Source organism: Paenibacillus sp. CB74 (assembly GCF_055687625.1).
Window position 1 is genome coordinate 1,361,971 of sequence record NZ_CM146009.1, and the last position, 23,173, is coordinate 1,385,143.

Genomic DNA, 23,173 nt, shown 5'->3' on the forward strand with positions numbered 1-23,173 from the left:
GTAGATTGTTACGTATGTATGTTTATATACGATGTAATATCGACTAGGAGGAATAACATAATGTCCATTTTCAAACGTTTACGTGATCTAACCATGTCTAACATCAACGCTATTATTGACAAGGCAGAAGACCCAATCAAGATGACGGACCAATATATCCGTGACATGCAAGAGGATCTGGAAGATGCGGAGAAAGCAGTAGCGCAACAGATCGCCATTGAGAAGAAATTCAAGCAGCTATTCGAAGAGCAGGAAGCTCTAGTGAAAAAACGTGAAGAGCAGGCGCATACGGCGGCACGTGCTCAAAACTTGGATCTGGCCCGCAGGGCTTTGGAAGAGAAAAAAGCAGCCGAAGAGAAGATGACTGAGTACAAAACCAGTTATGATCAAAACAAGGCTTCAGCAGATAACCTGCGTGGCAAGCTGGACGAGATGCGTAAGCAACTGACTCAAATGAAGAACAAACGGGAAACACTGGTAGCGCGCTATAATGCAGCAAAAGCCCAAACGGAAATTAACAAAGCGTTGAATGGGTTTGGCTCCGATACTGCAAGTGCGGGTATGAAACGCATGGAAGAAAAAATGATGCAGATGGAAGCACAGGCAGAAGCAAGCAACGAGATGTCTTCCAAAGGCAAATCGCTTGATGAAGAGTTCGAGAAGTGGGGTAAAGATCAGGCTGTTGAAGATGAACTCGCAGCATTGATGAAACAGTACGATAACAAGAATTAATACCTTGGTTGTCAGCAGGGTTAACCAGCGGAGGAGAAGAATGTTTCTCCTTCGCTTTTAAATGCGGTTCATGTTGAGATGTGGGGGCTGTGTAAATGGATTTGAACATTTTGGCGATGCTGGTCTGGACGGTATCTGGTTCGGTTTTGCTGTTTGTCTTGATGTATGTCGATTCACTGTTCACGAAATATAAGGATTTTGCTGAAGTTAAGGCTGGCAACATGGCGGTTACCACTCGTATGGTGATGAAATTATTTGCACAAGGTTATGTACTTGCTACGTCCATTTCTACGGCTGGTCATCTTGGAGAAGCGTTGTTGGTGTCCGTGGTATCCTTTATCATCTTATTGATTCTGGAGAGTGTCGTTCACTTTATGATTCGCAGATGGGCCAATCTCGATCTGGATACAGGAATTCAGCAAGGTAAGACAGGATACGGGTTGTTCTCTGGCGCTTTACATATCGTGGGCGCACTGATCATTGCAGCTTGTTTATAAGATAAGGAACAGGAGTAATTCTCATGAGTGTATGGAAACGAATTAAAGGAATACTAACGAAACCTGAACCACCGCAGGCAGAGAAAACCATGCTTCAGCTTGCACCTGGTGATATCTGTGAGGTTTCTCTCGTCACTTATGAAGTCGTTGGTCGGGTACAAAATCGCGCTCGAAATGCAGTTGTGCTCACGCTGCAGGATGGTACCGCATTTCGATATTTGCATATCGAAGAACGGGAACTCACACGTTACGCCCTATATACACCCATTGATGGCAGGCTTGATGCACCTGATGAAGTACCTACATTGTTGGATCTGGATGGACGCGCATATCATCTGGAGGAAGAGTATGGAGGAATGGTGTCAACAGCAGGCAGAACACCGTATGGCCAGGCTGGGGAACAATTGGTATGGCAGTATCAGTCCGATGATAATATGCTTCTTCGCGTGGAGTGGCAAGACAGAAGATTTACACTGTATGAGGGTGAGTCCATTCTTCCTGCGGATATCAAAGTGATTCGTTCGAGCTAGGAGAGGTTCCAATGAAAAAACGCTTGGCACATGGATTAAAATTAATGCTGGTCCTCAGCCTTGTGATGTCTCTGTTGTCCGCGTGCGGAGCACCTTCTGTTCAGGACACATACCCGCTTGAATCGGTTAACGGCAGTGGTAACTCAACGTCTTATGTGTACCGGGCTTCGGACCGCACCGTTCCGGAAGTGGCTCAGGAATTGTCTGACCAAAGGCAACCGGATCAGATCTCGGCAGAGAACACAGAGCGTATGTTCCTCGTGTATCAGGACGAGTATTATCACCTGCAACAAGACCCGAACAAGCCCGAGGATACCTTGGTTGAGGTGGACTCCAAAGAATATGTTCGACAGAACTACGATTCATCTTTTCTACAAGGCTACCTGACCGCTACATTAATTGGTAATCTTTTTGATTCGTTTGGCGGGCGAGGTTATGGCAACTATCGGGGATATACCAATAAAGATACGTATAAACCGAGTGCAGGATCTTACCGTGCGCCGACAAGCAATGACAAGAAGCTTGCACCACCTATTACTGTCGATCGGAAAGGTACGATTACAAGGCGCGGAAGTGATAAAGATTCAAGTGTGGGATCTGGCGGAGGATTATTCAACCGCAACAAGGATCAGAGCAAGGGAACCATTGATCGCAACAAAAGCAGTGGTGGTCTGGGCGGGTTGTTTGATTCACCCAAAAAATCCTACAAAAAACCGAAAACTAGAGTGGGCGGCGGCCGCATTATGAGGCGTAGATAATAATCTAATCCTAAGCGTGGTAACCAACCCTCAAATAGTCCAATTCATAAGAACAGTGAAAAGGTAAGGCGGATTTATCTCTGCCGGCACATTTACCTTGGAGCTGTTCTTTTTGGTTTACGATTTGCGAACATGGTTGGATTTACGTACACGGGGAATGGTTGAAGCAGGTTGTTTGCGAATCCAGCGGATAAATGGAACCATTCGTTCATCTTGTCTCAAGGACTGCAGATCCGTAAGACCAAGCGTTACAATATCACGATTGGTATATAGCGAATGGATCTGTTTGTGACAAGGGATGCACAAGTTGGCCGTAGGAAGAAAGGTTCCTCCCATTTCTTTGGGTGTCAGATGATGAACGGTCGTGTCCACAGGTTCTCTTCCGCACAATTCACATTGGTCATCCATGATGATTACCTCCTTTTGTAAATTATATTATGGGCAGACAAGAGTCCTTTCATGTTAAATATAAGGTCGACGAATGTTACATCTATATGATAATAAGATTTTGTCGCAGGATTCAATTAAGTGATGTGCTTGTTATCTTACAGTATTCGGGCTACACTTTCTTAAAAGATGATATGTCTCTAGGAGGTAAGAATACTTTTGAAACTGAACTCACATTCACATGATATGACAACTGCCAAGTTCAACCGTACAGCTGTGCAGGTCCCGGATGCTCAAGCCAAAGTAGCAGCACACGTAAATTCAGGCTCTATAGAGAAAGTTCACCTTGAGTCTGCTCATGGACGTACTCTTGCAGAGAGCATTCAGGCACCTCATCCGTATCCATTCTTCCGGAGATCAGGCATGGATGGATTCGCAATTATAAGTACAGATACCATAGAAGCATCGAGTGATCATCAAGTTTGGTTTCGTGTAATTGATGAAATTCCTTGCGGCTACACCTCGGACCAGACCATTGTGTCAGGTACGACCGCTCGCATTATGACGGGTGCACAGGTTCCGGAAGGTGCAGATGCGGTAGTTATGATGGAGATGACGGAGAGCAAGATTGAGAACGGGGAACAGTGGATTGCATTGAAACGGCACATATTGTCGGGTGCTAACATCACACCAATCGGTCTGGAAGTCCAAGAGGGACAGCAACTGCTGGAAGCAGGAACAATCATCAGAGCAGGAGAACAGTCCGTGTTAGCTACTTTTGGCATAGCAGAAGTTCCCGTCTTCCAACGTCCAAAGGTGGCTATATTCGCAACAGGTACGGAGTTGCTTGATGTGGATGAGCCATTACAACCAGGTCGGATTCGCAACAGTAACAGTTACATGCTGCGCTCTCTGGTCGTTGAAGCCGGTGGAGAGCCTGTGATGTATGGTTCAATTGCGGACGATGTGAATACGGCAAGAGCCAAACTGGAAGAAGCCATTCAAGATAATGATATCGTAGTAACCACAGGTGGTGTATCTGTCGGGGACTATGATATTATGGGCGAACTTGTGCTGGAAGAACATGTGGAGATGTTGTTTAACAAAGTGACGATGCGACCTGGAAGTGTAACCACAGCTGCTGTATATAAAGATAAATTACTTTTTGCACTTTCGGGTAACCCGGGGGCTTGCTTTGTGGGTTTTGGTCTCTTTGTTCGCCCAACCATTCGTTCCATGCAGGCGGATGCTCATCCTTATTTGGAAGAATGGACTGCAATTTTGGAAGAAGAATATACGAAAGTGAACAATTTTACACGGTTCGTACGTGGACGTACAGAGATCCGCAACGGAATGGTGTACGCGATACCGGCTGCTTCCCGTGTAGATGAGTCCAGTGTGATGATCACCATTAAGGACAGTGATTGCCTGATTGTTGTTCCACCTGAGAAAAAAGGTATTCCTGCGGGTGAGCAGGTACGTATTCTCAAACTGCCCACAGGTCATGTGAGGTAATTGATCGATGACGACAATGAGTAATACACAACCACATATTATACAGATTGTCGGATACAAAAATACGGGCAAGACAACCCTGGTAGCCGCATTGATCGGGCACTTTTCTTCCATGGGACTTAAGGTAGCGGCGATTAAGCATGATGGACACGATCATTTTGAGATGGATCAACAAGGAACGGATTCATATCAATTTGGGGAGGCAGGGGCCGCGGCTGTGGTTGTCATGTCAGAGAAACGTACTGCAATTATGGAAAGAAAAGCAACCAGGTTGGAGGATATGTTAAGTCATCTGTCCGGGTATGATTGGATTGTGATCGAAGGATTCAAGGATACTTCTTATCCCAAATTCGTGATGGTTCGAGAAGACAAGCATCTGACCTTGGTTGATCAGCTTGAAGGGGTAGTGGGTATAATCTCATGGTTATCTTCAGAGAAGTTTATGGAGCTGAGCATCGTAAGCAGAGATATGACTTGGTACTCCGTTCATGAAACGCAGGAGATAGCCCAATCGTTGTTAGAGAGGGTCAAGAGCGAATGAGTAGTTACGTGGGTAAGGCAGGAGAAATGTTATAACGTAATATTTATTATGTAAACTAAAATTGTTTAGAAGATCACTTTGGAACAAGATACATCTATATTAGCAAAAGAATTCATCAAAAAAGCAGCAGGCCTTTCTCGGATCCTCATCCTTGAAGCGCTTTGCTGCTTTATGTTGTTTAAGATGTTACATCCCATCGTCCGTACGACGTTCGATGGCTTCGGACATCGTTTTGTCAGTAAGGTGAGCATAGATCTCGGTTGTTTCCGTAGAAGCATGTCCAAGCTGCTCCTTGGTTTTGTAGATATCATTTTGCAAATAATAGTCGGTTGCGAATGAGTGTCGCAATTTGTGCACGGTCAAGTAGGGTTTGCCAAAACGTTTGGCATATTTCATGATCATGGCCTGAATCGCTCTTTTGGTCATTCGGCTTCCTTCTGAATCTCCGTTACGCAAAGCAATGAACAGACCTTTCTCCCGCTTGGGCGTACGGTAACGTGATTGCCGCAAGTTCATATAGTTCGCGAGTTCGTCCTTGGCCTGTTCCCTGAAATAAACGGGTGTTTTGTACGTCTCATCATTATTACCTTTACGATATACATACAGGAGTTTGTTATTCAGATCGAGGTCATCGACGTTCAGGTTCACAACTTCCGATACCCGTAAACCTGAATTGAGAATCAGGCTGGCGATGCAGGCATCCCGTTCTTTGTTGAGCTCATGGGAATATAATGCCTGCTTGTTCTTCTCCATATCGACAGCATAACCTTCAAGGATATATCCGATAAATTCCAGCAGTTCCTCTTCCTCCAGAATTTTACCTTTGAGTTTGGCAGCGGTGTCTTTGGGTTTATGGGTTCGTTTGATCTCGATTTTGGCCATAATGTTCCGCTTCAGCAAAGGGTAGAAGTCTTCATCCTCCGCAATCTGGCTCAGGTAATGAAAAAGAGAGCGAAGGGAAGAGAGTTTGCGAGAGACGGTGATTCTAGAATTGGTTCCTTCCCGTTTGGTTGTGAGAAATAACCGATAGGCGGTAACCGAATCCATGCGCAGGACTTCCAGTTCATTCAACGTTACATCTTTATTAGAGCTTGCCTCGGACAGCCCTTCTGCTCGCAACCAACCGAAGAAAGCTTCATAATCTCTCAGATATTCGAGCAGGGTAGAGGGGGACAGGTCAGGTAGCTTGTAGTCCATGAATTGCTGAACGAACCAAGGCATGGAAGGTAGTTTATCATCCAGCTTGCGTCGATCAATCTCTTTTTGCACGTTGGTCAAGTTCGACACCTCCATGTGAAAAAACATATAAATTAATATTCAATCTAATCGTATTCTATTCTCTAGTGTACCATAATTTACATGCTCACAGCTTGTTCACCAAAGTAGCGTAAGTATGGGATGCTTCCTTGCCCTTCGGCGCGTAAACCTTTAAAGTAATCAGTATACGTAGAGCAGAGGAGGTGAACCGGATGAATATGAAAATAGAGCTGGTTCCCCGTGAACGCAGTCAGGTGATTCGGCATTTAATGCAATTTTATCTCTATGATTTTACCAAATATCTGAATATTGATGTGGACAGTAACGGCATTTTTCCTGAATATCCCGGTCTAGAGGCATTCTGGACAGAAGAAGACCGCAAATTTCCTTTTTTGATTACAAGTGATGGGGCACCTGCAGGGTTTGCTCTGGTGGAGAAATTGGAACCTGGAAGCAAGGATAATGACTACTATTTGACTGAGTTTTTTGTGATGCAAAAATATCGGCGCAGTGGCGTGGGCACTCGGGCAGCCTATGAGTTGTTTAAACGTTTTCCAGGAAGGTGGAAAGTGACTCAGGTTCGTAACAATGTCATTGCACAGGCGTTTTGGCGAAAAATTATAGGAGATTATACGGGAGGCCGTTTTCGAGAGAAATTCCATCCGGAACTGGGTAATCCAAGCCAGTATTTTGTAACCTGATCCCAATTGGGATTTACTTACATATAAAGCATTCTGCTTAAATGAAGAATTTAATGAAGGAGTGAGTGACATGAACGTACCCACATTCCATCTCGATGGACAGACAGCACTGGTGACAGGTGCAGGGAGAGGGATCGGAAAAGCAATTGCGATTGGACTTGCCCAGTCAGGCAGTGACGTTGTACTTGTATCCCGAACAATGAAAGAAATTGAGGAGACAGCCGCTTACATTTATGAACAGACAGGGCGTAAAGCGCTTGCTCTAACTGCAGACGTGACTTCAAGAGAACAAATGGAAGAGACGTTTCAAGAGGCGATCTCGGAGATGGGGAGTCTTGACATTCTGGTGAATAACGCAGGTATGAACATACGGACACCAGCACTTGAAGTTACGGACGAGCAGTGGGAAACCATCATGCAGACAAACTTAAAATCCGCTTTTTTTGCTTCGCAATTGGCGGGTCAGCATATGAAGGAGCGCGAGGGTGGGAAGATCATCAATATCTCTTCGGTAGGCGGCCACACAGCTCTACGAACAGGTGTCGTATATGGTGCGACCAAAGCTGCATTGATTCATATGACCAAAGTTCTCGCATTGGAATGGGGGAAATATGGCATCCGTGTCAATTCAGTGGGACCATGGTATTTCCGAACACCGCTGACCGAAAAACTGCTGGATGATCCCCAGTATTTGCAGGAAATTGTGAGCCGCACACCGCTACAGCGAGTGGGTGAACTGGAGGAAGTGGTAGGACCGGTTGTGTTCCTAGCATCAGATGCAGCGGGATATATCACAGGTCAGACGTTATTGGTTGACGGTGGCATGTCCATCTACGGATTTTAGATGAGTTAAGTTGGTAAAAGTCCAAAAAAGTGGGTGGCATCTCCAACACATGGGTAATAACATAAGGGATGTTAAGCTATATTTCTATTTATCTGGTACCCAATTCATTGAACTTGGAGGAAGATAACCATGGAAACGCGTAATTACGGAAACACAGGTATGCAAGTAAGCACACTAGGATTCGGTGGGTCGGAGATCCGGAATTCATCCAGAGGCGATGTTGAAAAATTGCTGAATAGTGCCTTGGATGCGGGATTAAATGTGATTGATACGGCTGAATGTTATGGTGACAGCGAGGAATTAATCGGTGAGGTCCTGTCACATCGGCGTGATGACTACTATTTGTTCACCAAATGTGGACATGCTGCCGGGATTGATGGTCCGGATTGGGATGCTAAAGTACTGACGCAGACAATTGATCGTAGTCTGAAGCGGTTGAAAACGGACTATGTGGATGTTATCCATTTGCATAGCTGTTCTGAAGAAGTTCTTCGACAAGGAGCAGTAATTGAAGTACTGCAACGTGCCAAGGAAGCAGGAAAGACCCGATTTATTGGATATAGTGGGGATACAACAGATGCGCTGTATGCGATTCAGACCGGAGTATTTGATAGCCTGGAGACTTCATTAAATATAGCAGATCAGGAAGCGATTGAACTGACATTGCCCGAGGCGAGAAAGAGAAATATGGGGGTAATCGCCAAAAGGCCCATAGCTAATGTGGCCTGGACGTTTGAAACGCTCTCCGAAGAAGCATATCCTTATGTATATTGGAAGCGTTTAAGCGAGCTTAAATATGGTTTTCTGGGTGAAGATGCCCGGGCAGCGGTAGAAACTGCACTGCGTTTTACACTAAGTACGGAAGGCGTAGATACAGCGATTGTAGGAACAGCCAAGCCCAATCGCTGGCAGCAAAATGCTGACCTTGTGGCCAAAGGGCCACTACCACAGGAATTATATGATGAGATAAGAGCACGATGGAAAGAAATCGCCCGAGCAGATTGGACTGGCCGGACTTAATAAAATGCATATATTTTAGGGAGTCGCCATTTTGGCGGCTTTTTTTATACCCTACATAAAATATTTTCAACATATGAAAAATTCACAATAGATTCGGAACAGAGGCTGCGAAAACTTCAGGCAATCATGTTTAGATAAATCTAACAGGTGAAAAAGGATAAAAGAAAAGAGATCAGTCCAAGAACGGGATGGGAACCTTTGGTTTGATAAACGACTAAATTTTTCAAAAAAGCTGGAGTTGTTGAGATCAAACGAAAAATATCAAGTCTGCGTTCGATACGAATGAAACAACAAATTCATTATAATATTTCAACATATGAAAAATTCACAATAAAAAGATCGTTTTTTCACCTTAGTTACCATATCACATAAAGTTTCGTTAACGCTCCAACATGTTTAAAAGGAGAACCGCTCCAAGCGTTAGAAGTCAATGATTATTTTTAAGTGAATATACAAGGTGCGATGAAAGACAGGAATAATCTTATCTTACTCTAATAACGACCTCTTTAAAGGCCGATATAAATATGAGTAGATTAATCTAGATAAGACAGGGGAGTGAACATTAATGTTAAAAAAGAAGTGGCTAATAATGCCATTGATTGTTGTGCCATTGTTTTTTGCCCAATCCTCATATGCAGCAAATACATTTATTGATTTGCAGGGCAAAAAATATGAATGGGCTGCTGAATCTATTGATTTGATGGCCAAAAAAGGCGTTATTAGCGGTTATAAGGATGGAAGTTTCAAGCCAGGAAAGACGATAACCAAAGCAGAGTTTGTACATATGTTTCATAAGCTTTTCCCAGAAATTAATTATTCAGATGGAAAATCTTCAGAGTTTGTAGATGCACGTAAACATTGGGCAAACAAAGATTTTGCAGCTATAATTAATGGGGATTACGTGTGGAGTTTTTTTGAAAGTTTAGATGGGCAATACCCAGACTATAAATTTTCTATTAAACCTGATAAACCTTTAACTCGCTGGGACATTATGATGATCTCTTCTATTAGAACTAATTTCACTGATCAGACCCTTCACCCTGAAATTGAAGATGTAGTTTCTGCAGCTTCAAACTATAAGGATATTAAAGTACGTCCTGCAAGTTACTATGATAATTTCTCGGTTAACTATCCGGTGATTTACATTGATCAGGATGAAGGAGAATACTATTATGATGGTGATTCTCAAGATTTTAAGGCAGAAGCGTTTTACACAATGACTAATATGGACATTATTACTGCGAATAACGGATACCTTCGTCCGAAAGATTTTGTGACACGTGCTGAAGCAGCAACCATTTTACATCGCTTGTACGAAGCAACACAAAAATAAGGATTGATGCGGGTTTGATTAGATATACCCAATGGAAAACCTCTCACAATATTTACACGTGGAAGGTTTTTCTTTTTTTGAGTTGATAAATAACAAGTTTTTCATTTAACGTAGACAACAAATAATTACAAGTCAATACATCTTTAAATACATATTAAATATTATGTAAACTAATAATGAATCTTTTGGCAATACGGACATAAAACCTCCATGACCTGTAAATCGTAAGGGGAACAGGTTGAAGGAGGAGCTTCATGAAAAGTCAGCAACACCGTAAAAACGACGAAGAAAAACTAAGTTGGGTAAGCCTGTCTTTATTTGGCGCGGGTTGCACACTGGGAACGGGATTTTTTCTAGGAACCAGTCTCGCGATTCATTGGGCTGGCATATCCGTGCTTATATTGTTGGTGCTGGCGGCGGCAGGGACTTACTTTGTATTTGGTGCGCTGGCACAGATGACCGCAGATGACCCAAAGGAAGGTGCTTTTCGAACCTATGCGGGCGAAGCATTCGGACGTTGGGCTGGTTTTGGTAGTGGATGGATGTATTGGTTTTCTGAAATGCTCATCATGGGCAGCTCATTGACTGCACTTGGGCTATTCTCTCAATTCTGGTTTCCCAAGATTCCGCTGTGGGCATTTGTTGCGATCTATGCCGCTATAGGTCTGTTCATTGCAGCACTGGGAGCGAAGGGATTAACCAAAACGGAGAATATCCTTGCTGTAATTAAAATTGCTGCAACGGTTGCATTTATAGCTATAGCAGGAGCAGCTTGTCTGGGGTGGTTACCTGTAAAAGTGACGCCCGAACAATTAAAGAATGAATGGTTCCCTCATGGAGGTAAAGGGGTATGGACTGGTTTCATCTATGCATTCTTTGCTTTTGCCGGGATCGAGGTCATGGGCTTGATGGCAGCCAACCTGAAAGAACCAAAAGATGCAGTGAAATCAGGCCGAGTAATGCTATTATCGGTGAGTACACTCTATGTGATTGCCATTGCATTGATCCTATTTATTGTGCCTTCTGCTCAATTGACCCCGGATGAAAGTCCTCTGGTCAAAGCCATGTCAACCATTGGGTTAACCGTAGTGGTTCACATTCTCAACGGAATTCTGATTATTGCCGGATTCTCGACAATGGTGGCTTCGCTATATGCCATTACGTCCATGTTGGTGAAACTCGCAGAAGATGGAGATGCACCTAAGCTGTTCACGAAGACCTGGGGGAAAAAGGACATGCCACTTCAGGCATTGTGTTGCACAGCGGCCGGATTGCTTTTGTCTACGTTGATGGCATTATGGATGCCCAAGAGTCTTTTTGAATATGTGACGACAGCAGGTAGTCTGGTCTTGATGTATACATGGCTACTTATCTGCATCACATACATTAAGAAATTGAAGCCTGTGAAATGGAATCGCATCAAAGTATGGATTGCCATGGTATTCATTGTGGCTGCTGTGGCCGGAACAGCGATGGAAAAAGCCAGCAGAACGGGTCTGCTGGCAAGTGTGGGACTTGTCGTATTTCTTGGGATCATCACATATATTGTTCACAAAGTACGTGGCTCCAAATCGGCACAATCTTCACCATCCAGACCTTAGGATTATTTCGTGAACTTACCTAAAGCTTGCTTCATCCGCATGAAAGGACATTTGGAAGGTGTCTGCTCATCATCAGGCAAGAAATACTGTTTCCATTCCAGATTATCCTGCTGACCATACCACATCAGTGAAGGGTGAGCAGGTACAGCATCATACGCAGCGAGACGTTTGCGAATCAAAGTTTTCATTTTACGGCCTAGTGGCGTGTTGTCGTTAATGGATTCGAATACCCATCGTGGTTGAAAGGCAAACATGAGATAAGGAAAGTGCCGACTAGCTCGGAGTTCATGTGCTGGAGTCGCACAGAAACAAAAATATGGCTCTCCGCCAAAGCAAAACTCCCATGATGAATCATGAGGATCAGTTGAAATATGTTCAGGCCACGGCTCGGTATCGTGTGAACTTACCCGATTAAGCATTTGCCAGAATAACGTCTGATATTGCTCTACCGTTGTATGCTCTTTCAGATCATTTGGCGTATCACAGATCACAACCATCGAAGCGTATTGACCGGTATCTCTGGAAATAGGACCATACTGTCTGAGCAGATCGGCCATATCTACAGCAGCCTGTTCTGAACGAGGGTCACACGTAAAGCCGTATCTCAAATGTCCTGACAGAAATCCCATTCGTCCAGGTACACACGGATACGTGTTATTTTCATCGGCGATCATCTTGGCAAATTGCGAATAAGCGTCCTGCTGCCAAGATGGAAGACGCTCATATAAATTATTTATTTCGTCGGCACTATACAGCTCCGCCATGAATACCCAACTCCATTCCACATGATACCGTTACAGTATTAATGTGAGGGAAGTTGGGTGACTGTCCAGCCTGATTTTATTGTCAGAAAAAAATGGAACGCACGGCTTCGTACCCGAAATATAAACCAAATCCGATCAGGCAGATTCCCGAAATGATGGAGATCCAGCGCAATACATTCTCACTACTATGTTTGTGGAATCGGCTGGCCATGCCAGCCATAATGACATCCCACACCAGGATACCAATGAATATGCCTGAACTGTAGAGCAGCAAATGGGCCGTGTCGGTATGCTTCACAGTCGTCGCAAGAATGGAGCCGTAGATCCCGAGCCAAAACAAAATATTAAGTGGATTGGACAGGGCCATCAAAAAGCCGGATATAAAAGATTTCTGAACAGTGGCCTCCGCAGTAGATGTACCTTGAATCCCCTGTTTCAGCTTCGAGAGCGTTTCCACTCCCGTGTAAATCAGAATAAAACTGCCAAATGACCAGAGAAAAGAGCGCATGAACGGCGTGTCCAGAAAATGGGCAACCCCAAAGTAAATCAGCAGCATATACACCAGATCCGCAAACATGGCACCGAGCCCCAAAATCCATGCATGCATGAATCCATGTCGGGCTCCACGGTCGAGTTGGGCGGCGTTAATCGGACCGATTGGAGCGGACAATGATATTCCCAGAATAATATAACTGAACAGTACAGACATAAACACGTTCACTCCTTAACGGGTTCGATGAATTGTACCAGTCGTCACAGAACATGGGTACAAGTCATCGTATTCCCGCAAGGAGTGAATTAGAACAAGCTGCTTTTTATCGTATTGCGTCAAGGCCTAGTTATTCTGTTAAAGTTCCACATCCAATTGGATTGGGGTGCAGTTGTAGCCGTTGCAAGAGCTTTCTTCACAAGGACAAGCGGAGAGCCCAATCGTGAGATCCATTAATGCCTCCATCTCGATATAATCCCCCGCACGAGAATCGGGAGCTACAACATCAATCTTGCCTTCACTGTCTACAACGGACTTCATAAACAAATTAAAGGGATAGTGTTGATCCGGTGGTAAGATCCCAAAAGGTTCCAGTGCCGTGTTCAGATTGTGGTAACAACTGGCGTGGTCCTTTTTATCGTATAACACCTCATACATCTCTGGACGACAAGCGGAGTTGAAGAAATCATGTACCCCAACGGTGTCACGAACAATCTTAAGTATTGGTTGATATTGATTGGAATACACATACTGTCCCGGTTTAATTCGGTAAGTACGCAATACGTCCATGGTCACACCGGGGTCCAAGCGATGGTTGGCATCTGTAGCATCGTACGCCACAAAATCAATAACTTGTTGTCCCTCAAGATCCGTTATGCGTAGTAAGGAACCTTTGCTTACTTTCAGAGCATATCCCGTTTTGGCAGGGATACGATAAGACTGTTTATGGCGCTGATTCGTATTCATCCGTCACATTCCTCCGCTACTTTTTGTTTTCAGTATGCGGAGCAGATGAAGTTTTCATGCTGGAAAAAGTGGATTACCTTTCATCCCGATCCAGAGATCCGACTGTTCAAGCTGTGCAGCCAGATGTAATAACCAATCTTCACGTCCCTTGGTTGCCATCACTTGAACACCCATGGGCAAACCCTCAGGTGTGAGATGCAGAGGTACACTTATCGCAGGCTGGCCGGTCAGATTCGCAAGCTGGGTGAAAGGTGTATACGTAAGACTGGGCTCGAACATTTCATAGATGAGTTGTTGTTGCTGAGTCTTGTCCAACTCACTAATCCGCATCAAGTTACGGATCTGTTCGTCATGAGGTGTTAATTCTCCAATCTTAGGCGCAGAAAAAGCATTAACAGGTGTGACGTAGAAGTCATAACGCTCAAACAAGATAGACATCTGAGCTGCGGCTACATCCCATTCAGCTAAACTATGTACAAATTCTGCTGCGGACACCTTTTTGCCAGCTTCAGCCAGAACCCAGGATTCAATCTCCATATCATCGGAGGTCAGAGCCCGGCCCATGGAGCGTTCCATGGAAGAGATCATCGCGGCCATCTCTCCACTGTTCATCATGTAATAGTTCTCCATTAATCTGACGCCGTTGACTGGACTCAGCTTTTCTTCAACATGATGACCTTGGCCTTCCAACCAGCGAACGAGCTTGAATACAGACTCCTTGGCTTCTGGACTGACAGGTGTACCTACAGGCGAATCCGTTGTGTATGCAATTTTCAGTTTGCGTTGATGTGGATAGCTCATATCTGCCAAGTAACTGCCTGGAAAGAGTGGCGCATGAAACGCAGCTTCAGGCTGTATGATTTGTAAAGTATCCAGCAATGCAGCACTGTCCCGAACCGAGCGAGAGAGGGCAAAATCAATCGATGCGCCTTGCCATTGACGACCAACTCCCGGTCCTACAGGAGTGCGCCCGCGGGTTGGCTTCAATCCAAACAATCCGCTAAAGGAAGCTGGGATACGAATCGAACCGCCTCCGTCACTGGCTCCAGCCAGGGGAACAATACCCGAAGCTACAGCGGCAGCGGCACCACCGCTTGATCCACCTGGCGAGTGGTTGATATTCCAGGGATTGCGACTTGGACCATGGAGGCGGGGCTCTGTAATATTTTTCAAGCCAAACTCGGGCGTGTTCGTATGTCCTATGATGATAAAACCCGCATCACGGAGTCGAGTGACAAAATTGGAATTGCGTAATGCCCGATGCTCGCTGAACAGACGGGAGCCTGAAGTCAGAAGTTCACCTTCCAAGGATTGCGAGATATCTTTCAGGAGCAGGGGCACACCGCTAAAAGGTTGTTCTCCAGGGCGAACCAAGCTTGCTTCCTCCCGTGCGCGAGTTTCGTATGTACGAATAACCGCATTGAGTTGCGGATTCACTTCTTCAAGGCGTGCAAACGCCGCTTCCAGCAATTCAACCGGGGATACTTCCCGGGATCGGATCAGTTCAGCCAAACCTACGGCGTCGTAGGAGGTATATGAGAATGAAGACATGATGATCGTTCCTCTCTGAATATAATTCATCTGTTTATTCCATATGTCATCGTACCACCGGATTGGACAAAAGACAAAACATAGAAGAGACGTAGTGCAATGATTTGCATATTCAATATGTGGTTGAAGGGAAAAGAGGGGAGGAGTTTCGATATAAGTTGCGATATCGAAATAAAACAGGGGGTTAGTAGCTCGTCTTACTCATTGAAAAAATGATTTAGTCATATCAATGGAATGGAAATGAAAAAGCCATTGCTCATCTAATCCGATGTACAATGGCTTTCTTTTAAAATTTGATAATTATTGATCTATATGTGATGCGGATATTACCTTACTCTGTTCGCAGCTTTGGTGCGGCATCGGCCACAGTGGATGATCTTTCTTGCTGTTTGGAAATGGCAAAGAGGGCAACCCAGATCAAGATGAAACCAAGCAACTGCTCCCATGTAATCAGTGTACGGAAAGCGATCCAGTTCACCAACACACCTGCCATCGGGAAGCTAAGCTCTGCGAGTGTTGCAACAGAAGCTTTGGTTGACGACAGACCTTTGTAATACAGCAGAAGACTTAGCAAACCTGGTAACAATGCCTGACCAAGAATATTGAGGATAACAGCAGTCTGTTCACCCGTTCCGGATGGAAACGTCCATGCCGCACCTTCGTTCCACGTCATAAAAATCAGGAGTGGGAGGGCAACGACAAAGCGAAGGGAGGTGACGGTTTCGTAACGCGCCTGTCCCAGCATCAATCGTCCCATAACGGTTGAACCTCCCCATAAGGCAGCAGCCCCAAGGGATAACAAGCTTCCAGCATGAATCCAGTTGTCCCAGTTACCTAATGGCAATGTGAAGCCGAATGTGAGCAGATACGTTCCTGCTAATGCGATGAAGAACAATCCACCGAAGCGACGTGGTAACGTCTCTTTCAATAACAGCTTAGCCAGCACGATAGCGAAGAGTGGTTGCATTTTTTGCAATAAAAGAACCGTGTTCGGATCATTATGCGTAAGTGCCATGGTGAACAACACCGTTGCGAGAGCTGAACCTCCCCATGAGATAAAGATCACAGCAATCCAGTGGCGAGCACGCAGGTTTTTCAGATCAGCCCGAAATTTCCACAGCACAGGAATGGCGATCAGACTGACGATGATATGTTCCACCAGTACAATCTGCGTGGATGTCATCGTATTTAGCAAAATAATGCGGAAGAGTGGGTCGACACCCCATAAAGCGGCGCCGAGAACTACAAGCCAGAATCCGGTATTACTTCGTTCCTTGCGGTAAACAGGTGATGCTGCTGATGTCTTTTCCATATTCAGGACTCCTTCGTCAGAACACGGAATCTTCAGTTGGCAAAATCGACAAAAGCCCCCGTTTCGGTATATACCAAATAAACGGGGGCTCATCCAAGGACATGCGTCAGGAAAGAAGCCTTCCCGTGAACGGCATGTCAATGTGTTGATCTTCTCTCATCCGGACTGTACCGTCGGCCTTGGATTCACACCAAGTCAGTCGCTAAATGTCCTTTGTTAAGAACAAATAGCGAGTCGCGGGCTGGTTCCGAAGAACATCACCGCCGGTTGGGAATTGCACCCTACCCCGAAGATCCTATTCAATTATATAGTGTGTTGAACAAGCTGTAACATTATTAAGTTCATCTTATTCCTGTAAGCGCTAGCAGTTCAAGCATTTTTTTTAGAAAACGATTTTCCAGCTTCCTTGCTGTCTGCGAAGCAGCACAATCTGTCCTGCGTGATAGGCATCGTGAAGTATCCAGCGGGCAAGTTCGTGTGCCCATTTCTCTTCAGAGTCCATATAAGCAGCTTCAAGGTCTGATTCTTCAAGTGCAGCCAATTGATCTCGCAACTGTTGGGCTAATCGAGTTGTACTCTTCATCAGTGTATTCCATCCGGCTGTGTCCGTTGCATCCCCAGGATTGCCAAACGTGTATTCATTGGAGTCTACCGCTGGAAGGGTAGGTTCTTTACCTTGCATGCGACATAATAAGCGATGATTGTAATAATACATATGGTTAACCAACTGCCAGATGCTTAATCCACCTGAGGGTGGAATCCAGGCTGCTTGCTCTGCTGTAAGACCTTCCAAAGACTTCGACAAAGGTACAATCCAATTGCATTGATCCCATGTATCATCCTTTTGAATCAGTAACACATCTAATGCTGTTGTTTTCGTCATTGCCGTTCCTCCTTGAGTATTATTGTGATGTATGACGTAACTAGCTAAAACTGATTAATGAGGTTACACTTAATATAACACATCAAAGACAGAGTGTAACCACCTTTATTGAATTAAGATGGTTACACTAAACGGAGGTAGACATGGACAGACTTTGGACTGATTTTGTAAACAGCGATTATCACGATTGGCGTGGGGGAGATCGATCGGAGGACAGGCTCGGGAAGGCGAACTGGCAGCAAGAATTTCTGGATCGATGGCAACTTCAGGCTTCTATCCCTGCTTCTCCAGAAGATGAGTTATTGATGAGAGACTTCAGGAATGAATTGATGGCTCTTGGAGCCCGCTTGTCTTCTGGAGCATCATTAACGGATGAAGAACAACAATGGCTGAATGATGTTATGGAAGCAGGGTATGTAAAAAGAACATTGACTACAATTGATCAGGGACTGAAACTCCAACTAATAGCTGTAGAAGCTCATTGGCAACAGGTTATGGCTGAGGTAGCTGCTGACTTTGCAACAACGTTGGTGGAGGGAGAAGGGGGCAGAATTCGGATCTGTGATAATTCGGATTGCCGCTGGATGTTCTATGATGATACCCGAAGCAGAACTCAGAAGTACTGTGATGATAAGATGTGCGGCAACCTGATGAAGGTCAGAAGATTTCGAGCCAAACGCAAAACCCAAAATTGAAAAATATTAACAACCGCTATATAATGTATATATACTAGCGAAATAATAGTCAGAAGCAGTACGGGTTCGTATGCAGGATGTAATCGTCTTTCAAACCAAAATAGATGGGAGATGTGTCTTGTGAAGACTAGTTATCTGTTGAAAAATGGCTGCGTGTTGTCGATGGATGCACGGATTGGACAGTATAAAAGGGCGGACGTTCTAATTCAGGATTCATTAATCATGGCGATTCAACCCGACCTAGATATTCCGGATGTGGAGGTCATCGATGCTTCATCCATGATTATTATGCCTGGGCTGGTGGATACACATCGGCATATGTGGGAATCACTGGTCAAAACAGCGGGAACCAATTGGTCATTGCCTGTTTATTTGCAGAATCTCTATTATGGTGCGATGGGAAGCAAGCTCCGCCCACAGGATAGTTATATTGCTAACCTGCTCGGTTCCTTGGAAGCGCTTAATGCAGGTGTTACGACAGTGTTGGATTGGAGCATGCCGTATTCCTCAGACCATACGGATGAACTGATTCGTGGTCTTCAGGATGCGGGGATTCGGGCAGTATTTGCTCACGGAGTACCTGGTGAGACGAACTACTGGAACCGGGATAGTCAACTGACATATTCAAACGATGTGCGAAGAGTCAAAGAACGTTATTTTTCATCACGGGATCAATTGCTTACTTATGGGCTTGCTATTCGTGGTCCAGAGTTCAGTCATTGGGATACAACGGTAAAAGAGATCGAACTGGCCCAAGAACTGGATGCCATCTGTTCCATGCACGCCGGATTTGGCAGCTGGGGATCGCTAGATCGCTCGATTAGTCACATGTATGAAGCGGGGTTGTTAAGTCCTCGAGTAAATATTGTTCATGGTAACACCATGGGTATGGATGAATATAAAATGTTGGCGGATAGCGGTGCTTCCCTGTCGGTCACACCTGAGGTTGAAATGATGATGGGTCATGGATACCCGGCCACCGGCTATTTTCTTGAACATGGGGGAACCCCTACACTTGGTGTAGATGTTGTCACGTCCACAGGCGGAGATATGTTCTCACAGATGAAGTTTGCACTTCAGGCAGAACGATCCAGAGCCAACGAACAACTTCTGCAGCAGGGTGAGATGCCTGGTGAATTGAACTTGCAGTCCAGCCAAGTACTGCGATTTGCAACTTCGGCTGGTGCACAAGCATTGGGATTAGAGCAGAAGGTCGGTACGTTAACCCCAGGAAAGGAAGCAGATCTGATCATGATTCGTACTACGGATCTGAATCTGTTCCCCGTCCATGATCCAATCGGCGCTGTCGTTCAGTTCGCCAATCCTTCCAATGTGGATACGGTCTTTGTAGCAGGTAAACTCGTGAAGCGAGAGGATAAGCTGCTCCATGTTGATTTGGACGCCATTCGTCATACCGCGATGCAGAGCCAAGAATATTTGTTATCCCAGTACCGGATGTCAGACGCGGAGAGAATTGCTTTTTCCTGATTCGCTTTTTCATAAAAGCCAAGAAATAGTTACTTCGTATTTTCATATACACCTCTAGCTGTATAAAGAGGAAAGGAAGAGCCATATCATGCGATGTGGCTCTTTTACATGCTTGCATATCGTCGAATTAGACAGGATAACGGAGGAAGGGACAGCGGAAAAAGACGAAAAAAGCTCTCATTCTCTTAGCTTCATATAACAGAGGGTTATAGATTATTTACTTAGAAAATAAGGCTCATAAAAACTGCGCATAATATAAATTATACGCAGTTTTGTTTTAAATCGATTTTCATATTCAATCCCGTGCAACAGTTCATGATAATTTTCGCGAAAAAAGAACAAAATAAGAGATCCTTAAAAATAAATTTAACCAAGCAACGCGATAACGTGTAGAATTACATAGGTTTTTATAGGTGATCGATAAGATAGAACAAATGACTTTTTCATAGAACAGATGGGAAACCATTTAATCTCTGCTGCATCCATAGCACATTCAAGATTCATGACGAGAGGAACATGACTATGCGTGAGAACGAACATCGATCTTCATTATTTCGTAAAAAACCAATTGCCTCGGAGGGAGATAACAGCAGTGCATTAAAACGGGCGCTTGGCCCCTTGGACTTAACCACACTTGGGGTGGGTGCAATTATTGGTACCGGGATTTTTGTGCTGACAGGTGTAGCTGCCGCAACGTATGCTGGCCCGGGTCTTGTACTGTCCTTCTTGCTGGCAGGTATCATATGTGCCTTCGCTGCATTGTGTTACTCGGAGTTTGCCTCAAGCATACCGGCATCGGGTAGTGCGTACACGTATAGTTATACGGCTTTTGGTGAAGTGATTGCCTGGATTCTGGGATGGGATCTGATATTGGAGTATGGATTCGCGAGTGCGGCGGTAGCCAGCGGATGGTCGGGATATTTCCAAACGTTATTGTCCGGATTTGGATTGGAGTTACCACATGCACTGACGAGTGCGTTCAGCCCGGAGAAGGGAACTTATTTTGATATCACGGCTGCGGTCATTACGTTAATTATTACCTTCCTGCTAACCCGAGGGGTGAAGGAGGCGGCTCGTGCGAATGGCATCATGGTTGCGATTAAAATTATCGTGGTGTTGATCTTTATTGGTGTGGGTGTCTTCTATGTAGAGCCAACCAACTGGCAGCCATTCTTGCCCTTTGGTATCTCAGGCGTAACTGCGGGAGCAGCAACCGTATTCTTTGCTTATATCGGATTTGATGCGGTCTCCACAGCTGCAGAAGAGGTTAAGCGGCCACAACGGGATTTGCCGATTGGAATTATTGCGTCACTGGCGATCTGTACCGTTCTCTACATCGTTGTATCATTGATTCTCACAGGGATCGTGCCGTATAACATGTTGAATGTAAGTGATCCAGTGGCGTTTGCATTTGAATTTGTTCAACTGAAGGGATTGTCCTGGATTGTATCACTTGGAGCGATTGCGGGCATTACGACGGTATTGCTGGTCATGATGTATGGCCAGACACGACTGCTCTATTCCATGTCTCGTGATGGACTGCTGTCTCCCGTTTTCTCCAAAGTTAGTGGCAAGAGTCAGACACCAGCTGTTGGGACATGGGTTGCGGGCATTATCGTGGCTCTGTTCTCCGGGTTCATCTCGCTGGGACACTTGGCAGAACTTACGAACATCGGAACGTTGTTTGCTTTTGCAGTGGTAAGTCTGGGTATTATCGTGTTGCGTAAAAATAACCCGAATCTCAAACGAGGCTTCCGCGTTCCACTTGTGCCGCTGATTCCGATTCTGAGTGCCTTGGGCTGTGTATACTTGATGACACGCCTTGCGGCTCTGACATGGATTACGTTTTTTGCGTGGTTGATCATCGGGTTGATTATCTACTTTGCGTATGGACGCCATTATAGTCATCTGAATCCGGCACGCCGAATCTCCAGTGCTATGAGAGCGAAGGATAAGTAAAGTAAAGTCGAGAACAGATTAAATCGAGAAATATCTTCTAGTTTCCTCATTTTGTATCGCTTAGGCGAAACGGGATGGGGATTTTTTATATAGAAGGACAAAGGGAGATAACAGCCGGAGAAGGTTGGTATTTCCTTCATATATGGGTAAGTATTAAGGGGCATGATTAACATAATTAGGGAGCCGGGGTTGCGGCTAAGCCAAATATGAAATATATTTGGGGTTGTGACATGCCATCAGACAGAAGAGAGGGGATGTATCATGAACACACCATTACATACGAATTCAGAGCATCAAAATGCAGCGTTTGGATTTGCCTTGGCTGACTCAACCGTACTGGCGGAGGCTCAGTTGCTTGTTTCAGATTCAGAGGCTTCACAAACCTTACAGTTGGATATAGATCCACAGCGCCTTTTGAGGGATGGACGTAAAGTATCTGTCATTGCACAACCGTTGGAATCACCCGTCAATCGACAAGACGCCCATATCATCTATGGTCAGGAGCTGGCATACGTACAATATGCAGTTAACCTGAAACCAGATAGCACGATCTCGATTGCTTCAATTGAAGGTGTTGAACAGCCTGTTCATCTGGGTTGGTCAGCATTTACAGAAGGGGAATACGAACTTCGAATCTCCCTGCATATGAAAACACCCCGTATTGCTGAAGGCACGCTCGAACCTGAGCAGATTGCCATGGTTAAGTACGCGCAGGTGATTACCGTATATATATCGCTTTTCCCGGCAGAAGCAGCGTCGTTGAATTCACCATCTCAAGCTGTATGGAGCAGAAACCATCATGTATTTGACTCCTACGGTAGAGCAGGATTTATTCTTGCTGACCTGCCTCGGCTCGCTAAGCGTGTAGAAGAACTGATTGGACCGGGTAACCATAATCTGATTGAACAATTTGCGGAAGGGGATCTGTCAGATACTTTATTGGAAGAAGGTCTGATGGCGATGGCTTGGGGCGTGACTCCCTGGTGTTATTCACTCTATTCTGCACCAGACAAGCAGTCCGCTCGAATGATAGCTGTAGACAAGCTGGGTGATGAACCTGAACGGCAAGGGATCTACTGTATGGACCCGTCCATTCAGCAATTAAGTATCGTGCCGGCGAATGAACTGGCTTACTGGCCTGCATGTGTTCAGAACGATTGGCCTGTTATCGATGTGGCAGGTGAAGGTGAGACTTTGCATATGGATCTGTATACTCAGATCTGTGAATCCGTGAATGGGCTGCATGAGAATCCATTGCCATCGTTTGTACTTACGCGCAGTCAAGGCAAACCCGAAGTGATCCTTCCGCTGATTGACATTGTTATTGTGGAAGAAACATAGGGTTTGTG

23 protein-coding genes and 1 riboswitch are annotated in these 23,173 nt (G+C 45.1%); of the genes, 15 read left to right on the top strand and 8 right to left on the bottom strand.

The genetic code is table 11. The features are described from left to right. Positions 1-60 precede the first annotated feature (60 nt). The 4 genes from ACX9NY_RS06255 to ACX9NY_RS06270 all read left to right on the top strand — a co-directional run bounded on the left by ACX9NY_RS06255 (position 61) and on the right by ACX9NY_RS06270 (position 2,517). Positions 61-732 (top strand): PspA/IM30 family protein, encoded by a 672-nt coding sequence (locus ACX9NY_RS06255; RefSeq protein WP_472477608.1) that lies wholly within the window; start codon positions 61-63, stop codon positions 730-732. Positions 733-827: 95 nt separating this feature from the next. Continuing rightward, positions 828-1,229 (top strand): DUF350 domain-containing protein, encoded by a 402-nt coding sequence (locus ACX9NY_RS06260; RefSeq protein WP_017688100.1) that lies wholly within the window; start codon positions 828-830, stop codon positions 1,227-1,229. 23 nt (positions 1,230-1,252) lie between these two features. After that, a complete protein-coding gene (locus ACX9NY_RS06265; RefSeq protein ID WP_076317633.1) occupies positions 1,253-1,759 on the top strand; it encodes a DUF4178 domain-containing protein in 507 nt (168 codons plus the stop codon). Between the two features lie 11 nt (positions 1,760-1,770). Further along, positions 1,771-2,517 (top strand): DUF4247 domain-containing protein, encoded by a 747-nt coding sequence (locus ACX9NY_RS06270; protein WP_253437105.1) that lies wholly within the window; start codon positions 1,771-1,773, stop codon positions 2,515-2,517. 117 nt (positions 2,518-2,634) lie between these two features. Here ACX9NY_RS06270 and ACX9NY_RS06275 read toward each other — a convergent pair whose 3' ends face one another. Further along, on the bottom strand, positions 2,635-2,925 hold the full coding sequence (locus tag ACX9NY_RS06275; RefSeq protein ID WP_339234420.1) for an HNH endonuclease: 291 nt from the start codon (positions 2,923-2,925) through the stop codon (positions 2,635-2,637). Positions 2,926-3,150: 225 nt separating this feature from the next. Between ACX9NY_RS06275 and ACX9NY_RS06280 the strand changes: the two genes are divergently transcribed. After that, a complete protein-coding gene (locus tag ACX9NY_RS06280) occupies positions 3,151-4,419 on the top strand; it encodes a molybdopterin molybdotransferase MoeA (protein WP_472479223.1) in 1,269 nt (422 codons plus the stop codon). 7 nt (positions 4,420-4,426) lie between these two features. Then, positions 4,427-4,960, top strand: a complete 534-nt coding sequence (mobB, locus tag ACX9NY_RS06285) for a molybdopterin-guanine dinucleotide biosynthesis protein B (RefSeq protein WP_472477611.1) — start codon at positions 4,427-4,429, stop codon at positions 4,958-4,960. A gap of 186 nt (positions 4,961-5,146) precedes the next feature. Here mobB and xerS read toward each other — a convergent pair whose 3' ends face one another. Beyond that, entirely contained in the window at positions 5,147-6,238 is a 1,092-nt protein-coding gene (gene xerS / locus ACX9NY_RS06290) for a tyrosine recombinase XerS (protein WP_472477613.1), read from the bottom strand. A gap of 191 nt (positions 6,239-6,429) precedes the next feature. Here xerS and ACX9NY_RS06295 point away from each other — a divergent pair, with 191 nt between their 5' ends. From ACX9NY_RS06295 to ACX9NY_RS06315, 5 genes are all read left to right on the top strand, one after another. After that, positions 6,430-6,918 (top strand): GNAT family N-acetyltransferase, encoded by a 489-nt coding sequence (locus tag ACX9NY_RS06295; protein ID WP_017688107.1) that lies wholly within the window; start codon positions 6,430-6,432, stop codon positions 6,916-6,918. Between the two features lie 70 nt (positions 6,919-6,988). Then, positions 6,989-7,762 carry an SDR family NAD(P)-dependent oxidoreductase gene (locus ACX9NY_RS06300; RefSeq protein ID WP_253437089.1) on the top strand — a complete coding sequence of 258 codons (774 nt, stop codon included), beginning with the start codon at positions 6,989-6,991 and terminating at the stop codon, positions 7,760-7,762. 129 nt (positions 7,763-7,891) lie between these two features. Next, the gene (locus ACX9NY_RS06305; RefSeq protein ID WP_472477615.1) at positions 7,892-8,782 is read left to right on the top strand and encodes an aldo/keto reductase; all 891 of its coding nucleotides are present in this window, start codon (positions 7,892-7,894) and stop codon (positions 8,780-8,782) included. Between the two features lie 565 nt (positions 8,783-9,347). Next, complete coding sequence (locus ACX9NY_RS06310) at positions 9,348-10,115, top strand: S-layer homology domain-containing protein (RefSeq protein ID WP_472477617.1); 768 nt, start codon at positions 9,348-9,350, stop codon at positions 10,113-10,115. Positions 10,116-10,369: 254 nt separating this feature from the next. Further along, a complete protein-coding gene (locus ACX9NY_RS06315; RefSeq protein WP_342570257.1) occupies positions 10,370-11,716 on the top strand; it encodes an amino acid permease in 1,347 nt (448 codons plus the stop codon). Between the two features lie 2 nt (positions 11,717-11,718). On the opposite strand, the gene ACX9NY_RS06320 is transcribed toward ACX9NY_RS06315, so the two are convergent. From ACX9NY_RS06320 to ACX9NY_RS06345, 6 genes are all read right to left on the bottom strand, one after another. Then, entirely contained in the window at positions 11,719-12,480 is a 762-nt protein-coding gene (locus ACX9NY_RS06320) for a YqcI/YcgG family protein (protein ID WP_339255806.1), read from the bottom strand. Positions 12,481-12,562: 82 nt separating this feature from the next. Beyond that, the gene (locus tag ACX9NY_RS06325; protein ID WP_339255804.1) at positions 12,563-13,189 is read right to left on the bottom strand and encodes a LysE family transporter; all 627 of its coding nucleotides are present in this window, start codon (positions 13,187-13,189) and stop codon (positions 12,563-12,565) included. A gap of 138 nt (positions 13,190-13,327) precedes the next feature. Beyond that, positions 13,328-13,936 carry an urea carboxylase-associated family protein gene (locus ACX9NY_RS06330; protein ID WP_339255802.1) on the bottom strand — a complete coding sequence of 203 codons (609 nt, stop codon included), beginning with the start codon at positions 13,934-13,936 and terminating at the stop codon, positions 13,328-13,330. Between the two features lie 54 nt (positions 13,937-13,990). Continuing rightward, complete coding sequence (locus tag ACX9NY_RS06335; RefSeq protein ID WP_472477620.1) at positions 13,991-15,487, bottom strand: amidase; 1,497 nt, start codon at positions 15,485-15,487, stop codon at positions 13,991-13,993. 331 nt (positions 15,488-15,818) lie between these two features. Then, positions 15,819-16,799, bottom strand: coding sequence for a DMT family transporter (locus tag ACX9NY_RS06340; protein ID WP_339307844.1), 981 nt, complete (start codon positions 16,797-16,799; stop codon positions 15,819-15,821). Positions 16,800-16,943: 144 nt separating this feature from the next. Next, a riboswitch (FMN riboswitch) is annotated at positions 16,944-17,097 on the bottom strand. Between the two features lie 84 nt (positions 17,098-17,181). Continuing rightward, positions 17,182-17,682: a DinB family protein gene (locus ACX9NY_RS06345; RefSeq protein WP_472477622.1), complete on the bottom strand. Its 501-nt coding sequence runs from the start codon at positions 17,680-17,682 to the stop codon at positions 17,182-17,184. Between the two features lie 143 nt (positions 17,683-17,825). Between ACX9NY_RS06345 and ACX9NY_RS06350 the strand changes: the two genes are divergently transcribed. From ACX9NY_RS06350 to ACX9NY_RS06365, 4 genes are all read left to right on the top strand, one after another. Next, positions 17,826-18,377, top strand: coding sequence for a CGNR zinc finger domain-containing protein (locus ACX9NY_RS06350; RefSeq protein ID WP_472477624.1), 552 nt, complete (start codon positions 17,826-17,828; stop codon positions 18,375-18,377). Positions 18,378-18,488: 111 nt separating this feature from the next. Continuing rightward, complete coding sequence (locus ACX9NY_RS06355; protein ID WP_472477626.1) at positions 18,489-19,865, top strand: amidohydrolase family protein; 1,377 nt, start codon at positions 18,489-18,491, stop codon at positions 19,863-19,865. Positions 19,866-20,387: 522 nt separating this feature from the next. After that, positions 20,388-21,824: an amino acid permease gene (locus ACX9NY_RS06360; RefSeq protein ID WP_339234386.1), complete on the top strand. Its 1,437-nt coding sequence runs from the start codon at positions 20,388-20,390 to the stop codon at positions 21,822-21,824. A gap of 261 nt (positions 21,825-22,085) precedes the next feature. Further along, complete coding sequence (locus ACX9NY_RS06365) at positions 22,086-23,165, top strand: hypothetical protein (protein ID WP_472477628.1); 1,080 nt, start codon at positions 22,086-22,088, stop codon at positions 23,163-23,165. The last annotated feature ends 8 nt before the right edge of the window (positions 23,166-23,173 follow it).